Origin of the sequence: Myroides phaeus, assembly GCF_900099675.1 — a bacterium.
GTDB lineage: Bacteria > Bacteroidota > Bacteroidia > Flavobacteriales > Flavobacteriaceae > Flavobacterium > Flavobacterium phaeum.
This window is the reverse complement of sequence record NZ_FNDQ01000039.1, coordinates 1-12,387: the sequence shown is the minus strand read 5'-3', so window position 1 is coordinate 12,387 and position 12,387 is coordinate 1. Positions and strand designations below refer to the sequence as shown.

10 protein-coding genes and 1 tRNA gene are annotated in these 12,387 nt (G+C 33.0%); 10 read left to right on the top strand and 1 reads right to left on the bottom strand.

What is annotated here, in order from left to right; translation table 11 throughout:
• Positions 1–1,100: 1,100 nt before the first annotated feature.
• Complete coding sequence (locus BLT46_RS12730; RefSeq protein ID WP_090410497.1) at positions 1,101–2,027, bottom strand: bestrophin family protein; 927 nt, start codon at positions 2,025–2,027, stop codon at positions 1,101–1,103.
• Between the two features lie 395 nt (positions 2,028–2,422).
• Here BLT46_RS12730 and nhaC point away from each other — a divergent pair, with 395 nt between their 5' ends.
• From nhaC to BLT46_RS12680, 10 genes are all read left to right on the top strand, one after another.
• On the top strand, positions 2,423–3,874 hold the full coding sequence (nhaC, locus tag BLT46_RS12725; RefSeq protein ID WP_090410496.1) for a Na+/H+ antiporter NhaC: 1,452 nt from the start codon (positions 2,423–2,425) through the stop codon (positions 3,872–3,874).
• Positions 3,875–4,110: 236 nt separating this feature from the next.
• Entirely contained in the window at positions 4,111–4,749 is a 639-nt protein-coding gene (locus tag BLT46_RS12720) for a peroxiredoxin (RefSeq protein WP_090410495.1), read from the top strand.
• A 41-nt stretch (positions 4,750–4,790) separates the two neighbouring features.
• Entirely contained in the window at positions 4,791–5,099 is a 309-nt protein-coding gene (locus tag BLT46_RS12715; RefSeq protein ID WP_090410494.1) for a thioredoxin family protein, read from the top strand.
• A gap of 19 nt (positions 5,100–5,118) precedes the next feature.
• A complete protein-coding gene (locus tag BLT46_RS12710; RefSeq protein WP_090410493.1) occupies positions 5,119–5,376 on the top strand; it encodes a DUF6952 family protein in 258 nt (85 codons plus the stop codon).
• A 176-nt stretch (positions 5,377–5,552) separates the two neighbouring features.
• Entirely contained in the window at positions 5,553–6,053 is a 501-nt protein-coding gene (gene tpx, locus BLT46_RS12705; protein WP_090410492.1) for a thiol peroxidase, read from the top strand.
• A 136-nt stretch (positions 6,054–6,189) separates the two neighbouring features.
• Positions 6,190–8,688 carry an FtsK/SpoIIIE family DNA translocase gene (locus BLT46_RS12700; RefSeq protein WP_090410491.1) on the top strand — a complete coding sequence of 833 codons (2,499 nt, stop codon included), beginning with the start codon at positions 6,190–6,192 and terminating at the stop codon, positions 8,686–8,688.
• A gap of 12 nt (positions 8,689–8,700) precedes the next feature.
• On the top strand, positions 8,701–9,348 hold the full coding sequence (locus BLT46_RS12695) for an outer membrane lipoprotein periplasmic chaperone LolA1 (RefSeq protein ID WP_090410490.1): 648 nt from the start codon (positions 8,701–8,703) through the stop codon (positions 9,346–9,348).
• A gap of 10 nt (positions 9,349–9,358) precedes the next feature.
• Positions 9,359–10,819: an LptF/LptG family permease gene (locus BLT46_RS12690; protein WP_090410489.1), complete on the top strand. Its 1,461-nt coding sequence runs from the start codon at positions 9,359–9,361 to the stop codon at positions 10,817–10,819.
• Positions 10,820–10,876: 57 nt separating this feature from the next.
• A complete protein-coding gene (gene ribB / locus BLT46_RS12685) occupies positions 10,877–12,010 on the top strand; it encodes a 3,4-dihydroxy-2-butanone-4-phosphate synthase (protein ID WP_090410488.1) in 1,134 nt (377 codons plus the stop codon).
• Positions 12,011–12,144: 134 nt separating this feature from the next.
• Positions 12,145–12,229 (top strand) — tRNA-Ser (locus tag BLT46_RS12680).
• Positions 12,230–12,387: the final 158 nt, after the last annotated feature.

Genomic DNA, 12,387 nt, shown 5'->3' with positions numbered 1-12,387 from the left:
TCGCATTAATTTAAATGGAATGAGCCCGGTAGAATACCGAGCTCATTATATTAAAAAGATTGCATAACTTCGTCCAACTTTTTGGGGTCAGTCCAAACGGTAATAACCCTTTTTATTTTCACCTTTTTTTATTTCCTAAGAGCAGTTCGCAATAATTACTACTTTACTTATAATCTTCAAAAACACTTGCGATAAGCGATTTGCACCTAAGTGAATTCCCCTAAACCAAAACAAATCGATAAAGAATAAAACACTAAACGCATCGTTGGCCCCTGTTTCTCAAAAAGCCTCTATTTGGCTGTAAGTCAGTAACCACACTCCTTAAAATAGTTTCCTATGGGAATTAATCGTAAATGAGTCGTAAATAAGTCGTATTTCGTTCGCGAAAAAGGCCTTTAGGTGAGGTATCTACGACTTATCTCCGAGTTATCTTCGACTAATGTACATATGAGGTTATGACAATCCCTTTGTTTATAAGGGATTGCGGACAGTTGAGTACAAAAGTGGGACAGAGTTTATAATGCATTTGATGTCATTTGATAGCATATGATGTCAAAATAACCTCTTTGAAAAAAAGTATTTGCAGTTAGTATTAATTTTGCTTTAGAAACTACAAACACAGGGATTATGATTCAATTTTACACAACACACCAAAAAACATTATGTACTCAATCCTCTTATAAACTCCCGATAACTTATACCACAAAAGGCCGTTGTAATTCTATGTTAATCCAGTATATGCAGGGAATATATGTCTTAGCCAACCTCCCTAACCCGAGTTTAAAAAGAATAACACAACAACGCAATACAAGCGCCCCATTCCTGGTTTACAGCCTACTTTCAGACAATACATCGTCCTATACTCTCCGTAACTGGTTCTAAACATAGACCACACAAATTCGACACTCCTTCGGAAAAAAGGCCTTTTTCCGAAGGAGTGTCGAACATATCTCGAACATGTCTCGAACATGGTACTATTAAAACCCCTTTATTATACGCTTTAATCCCTATTGACAATCGCCAAATTCAGAGAAAATACCCCATAAAAAAAGGATATCCTTTTGAGATATCCCTTCATATTGTATTTTAAAAAAGCGTTTTTATCTAACGATATAATTGTGGTCGTGTGACAATAAAATAGGCGTTGGCATATCCGATATTTCGCAAATAGAATACTCTATATTCGCACACATTTGATCTAATGCTAAATCGTTTTCCTCTTCACCAAAAGGTTCTGCAATTTCAGCTACAACAGCATCTAACGCAATAAAAGTATACGCTACAAACGTTACGAAAAACGGCATTACCCAAATAATTAAATCAATCAATCCAAAAGGAAGAATAAAGCAATAGATATAGACAGTACGGTGTAAAATAACAAAATAAACAAACGGTATTTTAGTATGCACAATACGCTCACAAGCCCCAAGAACAATAGACATCTGGTCTAAGTTCTCATCAATTCTGGTCAAAGTAATTGAATCCATTCGCCCTTCTCTATGTTGCTTTGCAATCCAAGCAGTCAACTCATTCAATAAAAAAGTTGGTTTGAACTTCTTGGTCAACAAAGTATCATAAATCTCTTTCGACAAATATTTTTTTAAGATTTCATAATCCTGCTTTTCTCTCAATTGCAAGTTTAACGCATAGCAAAAAGCAAAAATAAGTTTAATTCCCTCCTCCTTGTCTTTTTTGGTAAATTGTTCGTTTTCTTGAATATAGTTTTGAATTTGAAAAGCTAAGGAACGAGTGTGAATAACTAAGCTTCCCCACTGTTTACGACCTTCCCAAAATCGGTCATAAGCGGCATTGTTACAAAACCCTAAGAATATAGCTAATGAAATACCCACCAAAGCAAATGCTCCAACATTTAAAGGTATAATTACATCAGGAAATAGATAGTGACAGAAATAAACTAACCAAGAAAAAAGAAAGATAGCAAACAAAGTAGGGGCAATTTTTTTCAAAACAGACCCCTTCCAAATAAAAAGCATTTGTAAAATATGCTTCTTGTTACGAACGATCATATTATTGTTTTTTTTTAGTTCATACAAAGGTAAACTGAAAACACAAAAAAAGCTACTTATTTTGTGGATAAGTAGCCTTTAGATGATGTCCTCTAAAAACATCAAAACAACAATATTTTTATACCTATACGTTAATTTTAAATGACTAAAAAACGTAAAGTAATACTATATAAATTACTTTATAGTATTCAGTAAATATAATAAATAATTTACTTTTTAACAATACTTTTTAGTCTCGTAAAATAAAATTCTGTAAATTATTTCTTAACAAATTAAATATCAACATCCTACATCGAATTATTTTCTACTAAAAATTACTATAATATTTCTTTTTTTATTACATTAAGCAATAAAATACGTACTTTCGCAAGTAAATATGATTTAATTTTAAATAAATGGAAAAAATTCACGACAAAGCAGAGAAACCAATCACATTACTTCAATCGCTAATACCTGTAATTATCTTAGTTGCCCTATTAGCTGTTAATGTGTTTGTATTCCGGGATGACGCACTGTCGGGAACAAATCAGTTCATTTTACTTATAGGAGGAGCCATTGCTACTGGTGTTGGTCTATACAATAGAGTGTCTTATGACAAAATTCTAAACCAAATTACCAATAACGTTAAAGATACCTCTGGTGCAGTATTTATCCTATTATTAGTAGGTGCATTATCTGGAACGTGGCTATTAAGTGGTATTATCCCTAATATGATTTATTTTGGACTAAAAATATTACACCCTGCCATTTACTTACCTGCATGTGTTATCATTACTTCTATCATTTCTATTGCTACTGGTAGTTCTTGGACTACTTCTGCTACAGTAGGTATTGCGTTAGTTGGAATTGGAAACGCCTTAGGTATGCCTTTAGGTGTTATCGGTGGAGCCGTTATCTCAGGGGCTTATTTTGGAGACAAATTATCACCTCTTTCAGATACAACAAATTTAGCACCTGTAATGGCAGGAACAGATTTGTTTACTCATATTAAGTATATGTTGTACACAACAGTACCTACTTATGTTGTAACCTTGTTGTTATTCATTGGTTTGGGAATTGTATATGGTGCATCTGGCGATGTAGATACAACTGAAACATTAAAAGCAATTTCAGACACTTTCTTAATCACACCTTGGTTATTTGTAGTTCCCGCGTTTGTAATCTTTTTAATTGTAAAAAAGGTACAACCAATTGCTGCTTTATTAATAGGAACTTTATTAGGAGGTGTATTTGCGTTAATCTTTCAACCGTCAATTGTAATTGCAGTTTCAGGTGGAGACGAATTCAACTTCTACAATGCTTATAAGGGAGTAATGCTTGCCTTAACGTCAGACATTAGAATCTTATCGCCGCTTGAGAGCTTAAACGGATTATTTGAAGCAGGAGGAATGGCAAGTATGCTAAACACGGTTTGGTTAATCTTATGTGCTATGTTTTTTGGCGGTGCAATGGAAGCAATCGGAGCATTAGAAAAAATTTCAATGGCCCTATTAAATATCGCTAACAATGTATTTGGATTATTTGCCAGCACTGTTGCCAGCTGTTTAGCGATTAACGTAATGACTTCTGACCAATACTTGTCAATTGTAGTTCCTGGTAAAATGTTTTCAGAAGCATATAAAGCAAAAGGCTTAGCGCCAGAAAACTTAAGTAGAACATTAGAAGATTCAGGAACAGTAACATCAGTTCTTATTCCGTGGAATACTTGTGGAGCCTATCACTCTGGCGTATTGGGAATTCCGACTATGACTTATCTACCTTACGCATTCTTTAATTACTTGAGTCCTTTCGTAACGCTATTATACGCTGCGTTAGATTTCAAAATTAGAAAACTTGCAAAAAAATAAATTAGTATTATTATAACAAAGCCAATTTTTTAAATTGGCTTTTTCTTTATATCTTTCAGATGTCTTTTAAGGCTTGGGATAAAAATTTATTAGACAAGGGTAAAAAAAGTAAGTCATAAGTTTTCTTTATATGATTATAAAAAACAATAATCAAAAATAATTGATAACCTCCACTACTCGCCCTACATTTGTATTAGAAATCAAAACAAGAAATATTAACTTTAAAAATAAATATTATGTCTTTAGTAGGTAAAAAATTTCCAAACATTACAGTTGACGCAATGTCAGAAATGGGTGACGATTTAAAAATCAACATTTTTGAAGAAGCTACAAAAAATAACAAAAAAGTATTATTATTCTGGTATCCAAAAGATTTTACTTTCGTTTGTCCTACAGAATTACACGCTTTCCAAGCTGCTTTACCTGAGTTCGAAAAAAGAAACACAATGGTAATCGGTGCTTCTTGTGATACTAACGAAGTACACTTTGCTTGGTTAAACACTGCAAAAGATAACGGAGGAATCGAAGGAGTAACTTACCCAATCGTTTCTGACGCTCAAAGAAACTTATCTTCAGTTTTAGGTATCTTAGATATTGAAAACGAAGTTTATAATGAAGAATTAGATTCAGTTCAAATCGAAGGATCTAACGTAACTTACAGAGCTACTTACTTAGTAGACGAGTCAGGAAAAATCTTCCACGAATCAGTTAACGATATGCCATTAGGAAGAAACGTACAAGAGTACATCAGATTAATCGATGCTTACACTCACGTACAAACTCATGGTGAAGTATGTCCAGCTAACTGGGAAGAAGGTAAACAAGCAATGAACGCTGACAGAAAAGGTGTTGCTGAATACTTAAGTAAAAACTAAGGATAACCTCCTTTTAGTTATTAACAAAAAAAAATAAAAAAATGCTTTTAGAACTAGATAAAGATAATTTACAAGAGATTGTAAATTCAAATGAAAAAGTAGTTGTTCAATATGCAGCTTCTTGGTGTGGTAACTGTAGAATCATGAAACCAAAATTCAAAAAATTGGCTAATGAGAAAGAAGGAATGACTTTCGTTATTGCAGATGCTGAGAACTTCCCTGAGTCAAGACAATTGGCTGATGTAAGTAACTTACCAACTTTCGCTACATTTGTTAACGGAAAATTAGTGAACCAAACTCAGACTAACAAGGCTGAAGTATTGAACGAATTAGTTAACGAAATTGCTTAATTTCATAAAACCATAAACTATGAAATTACCTGTTATCAAACATTTAACTCAATTTATTGAGGAGAATGACCAAGATTATGTAATCGAAACTATTGAGGTATTAGAAAACCTTACTGAAGTTCCTTCTTTGAAAGATGAAGAGCTTGACGTAATTGGTGAAATTATCTCTAATATGTACGGTGCACTTGAAGTTCAGAAATTAATGAAAGACGGTGCAACACAAAAAGAAGCTTTAAATAGCTTCATGAAGAGAGTTTTAGGATCAATCGATAAATAAAACATTTCAACATACTATAAGAAAGAGGCTACGTTTTGTAGCCTCTTTTTTTTTGCCATAACCTAAACACATACAAATATTCATCTTTTGTGCACTTTGCTAAGATATCTAACAATACAAACATCTATTAATTATCAAATTTTATATATTTTTGTATGACTATAAATAAAAACAATATGGCAACAGTTACACTAAAAAATACTCCTGTTCAAACCGTTGGTGAATTACCAGCAGTGAACACAATTGCTCCTAATTTTGAATTAGTTGGAGCTGGATTAGCTGATAAAAAACTTACTGATTACGCTGGAAAGAAAGTAATCTTAAACATCTTTCCAAGTGTTGATACACCTACTTGTGCTACATCTGTTAGACATTTTAACCAAAATGCGGCTAAATTAGATAACACAGTAGTATTGTGTATTTCAAGAGATTTACCATTTGCACAAGGTCGTTTCTGTGGTGCAGAAGGAATTGCAAATGTTGAAATGTTGTCTGATTTTAGAGACGGACAATTTGGAAAAGACTACGGTGTATTATTCGCAGATGGTCCTTTAAAAGGTTTACTATCAAGATCAATCGTTGTTATTAATGAAGAAGGAAAAGTAATCTATACAGAACAAGTTGCTGAAACAGCAGATGAACCTAATTATGACAACGCATTAGCAGCTTTAAAATAAGCCGTTATACTCCTACACTGTTATTAATGTTTATATTGCTAAACGCATTTGTTTACTAAACATTAATAACAGTTTTATATTGTCAAAGAATTACTTTAGTAAAAACAATACGCCATTATTGTGAATCAAAATTGAAATGGAAAAAGATAATAAAACAAAAAAGAAAACAACTACAACAAAAGATCCAGTTAAAAAATATGATACTTCTGTTCTAAGAAACAGTAAGTTTCTTATTACTATCTTATTAATTATTAGCGGAATTGCTTTGTGTTTAAGCTTTATCTCTTATATAGTAACAGGAATTGAAGATCAAAGCAATCTGGCATTATTAGGTGATAGAGAAGCTGCAGTAGAAAATTGGTTGGGTAAAGTAGGTGCGTATTTTGCACATATTTTTATTTTCAAAGGTTTTGGTATTGCTTCTTTTTTCTTTGCTAAAATGTTAGTTCACAGTGGAATTTACGCTTTCTTTGATATTGCTGCCAAAAGAATTAAACGAATGATCTTTTGGGACTTATCATCGATGTTGTTATTCTCTGTTTTCTTTGGTTTTTTCTGGAATAACAACCCTATTTTAGGGGGAACTGTTGGGTATGAACTTAACCATTACTTTACGGACTACCTTGGTACCGCAGGAACTATATTATTATTACTATTCTTAGGTTTTTCATTTATTCTATTTCGCTTTAGACTTTCTCCTACTACAATTAAGGAAAAACTTAGCGCATGGCCTGAGATGTTTAAAAACATCCGAAAAAAACATTTAGAAGATCCTAAAACATTTGATTCTCCTAACACTGTTAAACCAACAGAAAAGGCTACTCCTAAACCACAAACAGTAGTTGAGTCTATTGTAAAACAAGAGCAACCTAAAGAAAACTTTAGCGTTCAAACTCCTGTTGAACCACAACAAAGTGTTATTGTTGAACATAAGAATGTAAAACCAACTATTGAACATAGCTCTGAACTTAACCTTGATGTTAAGTCGACAACAAAAGCAAAAGATACTTCTTTTGAAACTATGATTTTGGATACTCCAACGGACGAATTTGTGATAGAAACACCAATGGAAGAAAGTACGGTTGAAGAAAACTTAGCTGCAAAATTAGTAAGAGATTTTGGAGAGTTTGACCCTACTTTAGACTTATCAAATTACCAATTCCCTTCTATTGACTTATTAAAAGACTACGGAACTGGTGGTATTACAATTAATCAAGAGGAATTAGAAGAGAATAAAAATAGAATTGTAGATACACTTAAAAACTACAAGATTGACATTGCTCAAATTAAGGCAACTGTTGGTCCTACTGTAACCCTATATGAAATTGTACCAGAAGCTGGTGTAAGAATTTCAAAAATTAAAAACTTAGAAGATGATATTGCACTGTCGTTATCTGCTTTAGGTATTCGTATTATTGCTCCTATCCCAGGTAGAGGTACCATTGGTATTGAAGTACCAAATAATAAACCTTCTATCGTGTCAATGAGAAGTGTTATCGCATCTCCTAAGTTTCAAAATGCAGAAATGGAATTACCAGTTGCACTTGGGAAAACAATTTCTAACGAAACATTTGTAGTTGACTTAGCAAAAATGCCTCACTTACTGATGGCAGGAGCAACAGGACAAGGTAAATCTGTTGGTTTGAATGCTTTGCTAACTTCTCTATTATACAAAAAACACCCAGCTGAAGTTAAGTTTGTGTTAGTTGACCCGAAAAAAGTAGAATTGACTTTATTTAATAAAATTGAGCGTCACTATTTAGCTAAACTTCCTGATTCAGAAGATGCAATCATTACAGATAACACAAAAGTTATTAATACATTAAATTCATTGTGTATAGAAATGGATAATCGCTACACATTGTTGAAAGATGCAATGGTTAGAAATATCAAAGAATACAATGAGAAATTTAAACAACGTAAATTAAACCCAGAAAACGGACACCGCTTTTTACCTTATATTGTATTAGTAGTAGATGAGTTTGCGGATTTAATTATGACAGCAGGTAAAGAAGTTGAAACACCGATTGCTCGTTTAGCACAATTAGCACGTGCTATTGGTATTCACTTGATTATTGCTACACAACGTCCGTCTGTAAACGTAATTACAGGTATTATTAAAGCCAATTTCCCTGCAAGGGTCGCTTTCCGTGTAACTTCAAAAATTGACTCACGTACAATTTTAGATCAACAAGGAGCTGACCAATTGATTGGACGAGGAGATTTATTATACACGCAAGGAAACGAATTAGTACGTGTTCAGTGTGCTTTTGTAGATACGCCAGAAGTAGAGAAGTTAACCAATTACATCGGTTCACAAAAAGCGTATCCAGACGCATACTTACTGCCAGAATTTGTAGGTGAAGACGGTGGCACAGGTATTGATGTAGATATTAGTGAGCGCGACGCATTGTTCAGAGATGCAGCTGAAATTATTGTAACAGCACAACAAGGTTCTGCTTCCTTATTGCAACGTAAATTGAAATTAGGGTATAATAGAGCTGGTCGTATCATTGATCAATTAGAAGCCTCAGGAATTGTAGGCCCGTTTGAAGGAAGCAAAGCAAGAAGCGTACTCATCCCAGACTTAATCGCTTTAGAGCAGTTTTTTGAAAACGAGCAAAACAGAAACTAAAACAAACACAAAATGAAAAAACTTATTGCCTTTATATGCGTTTCACTAATCACATTTAGTGCATCTGCTCAAACAAGCCAAAGAGCAAAAAATTATTTACAAGAAGTAACTAAAAAGTTTAACTCATACAAAAATGTTGTAATTGACTTCTCTTTCACTTCAAGAAATGACAAGAATGCAAGTAAAAATTACGATAGTAACGGTCATATTGACATTCAGAAAGACTTGTACTATTTAGACTTTATGGGTATGAAGAAATTCTACGACGGTAAAAAAATATACACAGTAAGTCCTGAAGATGAAGAGGTAACAATATCAAATTACGATCCTGAAAGCACAGAAGGAATTTTACCATCTCATATGTTAACTTTTTTCAATACGGGATATAACTTTCAATGGGACATTCTTCAAAACTTAAAAGGAAGAAAAATCCAATACATCAAATTAATTCCTACTAACAAGAACTCTGTCATCAAAGAAGTTTTATTAGGAATAGATGATGAAACGAAAAATGTTTACAACAAAATTCAAGTAAATAAAGATGGTTCAAAAACAACGATAACGGTTAATTCTTTTAAAACAAATCAACCTATATCAAAAAATCATTTTACCTTTACACAATCAATGTACCCTAATTACTACATTAACAAAATAGATTAGTCGATTTTAAGTGAAGATACTTGACCGTTATATTTTAAAGACCTTTATAACAACACTGCTTACAGTGTTTGCTATTTTATATTTTATATTCATACTTCAAGGTGTATGGCTATTCATTTCTGAGTTAGCAGGAAAAGATTTGGACATATTAGTTATTGTTCAATTCCTCCTATTCTACTCACCCAAGATGGTACCTTTAGTGTTGCCATTATCTGTGCTTTTAGCATCTATTATGACCTTTGGTAGCTTTGCCGAAAACTATGAGTTTGCAGCAATGAAAGCATCAGGTATTTCTCTGAAAAGAGCAATGCGTCCGCTATCTATCTTTATTTTCATTTTAGCAGCTATTTCTTTTTGGTTTGCCAATGATGTTATTCCAAAGGCAGAATATAAATTCTTAAACCTGAGAAAAGAAATCATTCAGACTAAACCCGCTATGGCTATTGCTGCCGGACAGTTTAATGATTTAGGTCAAGTTAATATCAAAGTAGATAGTAAGTCTGGAAAAAATGGACAATATTTAAAGAATGTAACAATGCACGTTAAATCTAATTCAGGTTATGAAAATAAAACTGTTATTAGATCTATTGATGGAGAACTACAAACAGATGAATCGTCTAATATTCTTAAGCTACACTTATTTGATGGGAATTACTATGATGACGTTACTGCAAAAACATATGAGCAAGCTAAAAAACATCCTTTTGTAAAGACCAAATTTGAAAAATACACGATGAACATCGATTTGAGTAGTTTTCAAAATGAAGGAAAAGACGAAGAAAAAATTACAAATACATATGGAATGCTAAATTTGAAAGAATTAAACTATACAATTGATTCATTACAAAAAGCATTAGATATAGAAAAGAATTCAAATACGGACAACATTTCCTTGAGAATGAACAATTTATTCACAGAGGCATCTCCGAAAGCAACAAATATTAAAATAGTAGAAGTTGCCCCAGAAAACTTATTAGAAAGCTTTACGAAAGACAATCAAAGTCGTATTTTACAATCGGCTATAGATTACACTAATAATATTAGTTTTAATGCTGAAAGTAACGACCTTTCTGTATTAAATCAGGTAAAGAAGATTAATGACCACTGGCTTGCTTTTTATGAGAAATTCGTAATTGCTTTCTCTTGTTTCCTAATGTTTTATATAGGAGCACCATTAGGAGCAATTATACGTAAAGGAGGATTGGGATTACCTATCGTTTTTGCAGTTATAATTTTCATTACTTACCACTTTATTAATACATTTGGGAAAAAGCTTGCACAAGAAGATGGTATCACACCGTTCTTAGGAGGTTGGATTGGTTCTTTAGTATTAACTCCATTAGCAGTGTACTTAACATATAAAGCTACAAAAGATAATGGACAAGTAAACTTTAGTGCTACAATAGATCCAATTGTAGATTTCTTTAAAGCATTAACAAAAAAGAAAACACAATCTGAAGCAAGTAAATAATACTTACTTTTAGAACGTAAATAAAAACAATTTGTAGTAACAACAAAAACAACTATAATGTCACACAATCACATTCAATTAAACACTATTGAGGAAGCAATCGAAGATATCCGTGCAGGAAAAGTAATCATAGTGGTAGATGATGAGGATCGTGAAAACGAAGGTGATTTTATCGCCGCTGCAGAGAAAGTTACACCAGAAATGATCAATTTCATGGCAACTCACGGTAGAGGACTTATCTGCGCTCCCCTTACACAATCAAGATGTAAAGAATTGGATTTAAATCCAATGGTTTCAAATAACACAGTTTTACACCAGACGGCTTTTACAGTATCGATTGACTTAAAAGGAAACGGATGTACAACAGGTATTTCAGTTCACGACAGAGCTAAAACTATCGAATCTTTAGTTAAAGAAGAGACGAAAGCAGAAGATTTAGGACGTCCTGGACACATTTTTCCATTAATTGCTAAGCAAGGTGGGGTATTAAGAAGAACTGGGCACACAGAGGCTGCAGTTGACTTAGCACGCTTAGCTGGTTTTAAACCTGCTGGTATTTTAGTAGAAATCTTAAACGAAGATGGTTCTATGGCTCGTTTACCTCAACTTGTTGAAGTAGCTAAGAAATGGGATCTAAAAATTATATCAATTGAAAACTTAGTTTCATACAGAATGAAGCACGATAGTTTGATTGATAAAAAAGAAGACTTTGAAATTGATACTCGTTTTGGTAAATTCAGATTAAGAGCATACCAACAAAATACTAATGATCAAGTACACATTGCTTTAACAAAAGGTACTTGGAATGAAGGAGAGCCTGTATTAACACGCATTAATTCAATGATTGCTAACAACGATATTTTAGACGCGCTTAGTGGTAAACTAAACAAACGTCTTGAGTCGGCTTTCAACAGAGTTAATGAAGAAGGAAAAGGAGCTATTCTATTCATTAATCAAGAAGAACAAAGCTCAAGCTTACTGAAAAGATTAGCGGTAATTAAAGAGCAAAAAGCAAGTTTAGATATGGACACTCCTAAATTAACTGCTGATGAAAAAGATTTTGGTATCGGAGCTCAAATATTACACGACTTAGATATTACTAATATTAACTTAATGACTAACTCTGAACAAGCAAAAAGAGTAGGAATGACTGGTTATGGTTTAGAAATTACAGGATATACTAAATATTAATTGAAAGTAATATTCTTATTTTAAACAACTTAAAAAAAGTGAGGTAAAAAATGTCATTTTTACCTCACTTTTTTTTGGTTAAACAATCAAAAGCTCTATATTTGCACTCGCAATACGGAACAATCCGTCCGACTGGAGAAATGGCAGAGTGGTCGAATGCGGCAGTCTTGAAAACTGTTGACTGTAACAGGTCCGGGGGTTCGAATCCCTCTTTCTCCGCGAAGAAAACCGATAACGAAAGTTATCGGTTTTTTTCTTTCATATAGATCCTGATTGTTTTATTGGATCAGGTGCAAAAGTTGGGGACTAAGCAAAAAGTTTCGTCAATCTAAACAGGAAAAATGACTTATCTCTTACACCTCTATACATCATTCTAA

What these genes read in the sequence shown, in the direction of transcription:
- BLT46_RS12715 (WP_090410494.1), top strand. Translation starts at nt 4,791, where the DNA reads ATGCTTTTAGAACTAGATAAAGATAATTTACAAGAGATTGTAAATTCA.
- BLT46_RS12700 (WP_090410491.1), top strand. Translation starts at nt 6,190, where the DNA reads ATGGAAAAAGATAATAAAACAAAAAAGAAAACAACTACAACAAAAGAT.
- ribB (WP_090410488.1), top strand. Translation starts at nt 10,877, where the DNA reads ATGTCACACAATCACATTCAATTAAACACTATTGAGGAAGCAATCGAA.
- tpx (WP_090410492.1), top strand. Translation starts at nt 5,553, where the DNA reads ATGGCAACAGTTACACTAAAAAATACTCCTGTTCAAACCGTTGGTGAA.
- nhaC (WP_090410496.1), top strand. Translation starts at nt 2,423, where the DNA reads ATGGAAAAAATTCACGACAAAGCAGAGAAACCAATCACATTACTTCAA.
- BLT46_RS12730 (WP_090410497.1), bottom strand. Translation starts at nt 2,027, where the DNA reads ATGATCGTTCGTAACAAGAAGCATATTTTACAAATGCTTTTTATTTGG.
- BLT46_RS12720 (WP_090410495.1), top strand. Translation starts at nt 4,111, where the DNA reads ATGTCTTTAGTAGGTAAAAAATTTCCAAACATTACAGTTGACGCAATG.
- BLT46_RS12710 (WP_090410493.1), top strand. Translation starts at nt 5,119, where the DNA reads ATGAAATTACCTGTTATCAAACATTTAACTCAATTTATTGAGGAGAAT.
- BLT46_RS12695 (WP_090410490.1), top strand. Translation starts at nt 8,701, where the DNA reads ATGAAAAAACTTATTGCCTTTATATGCGTTTCACTAATCACATTTAGT.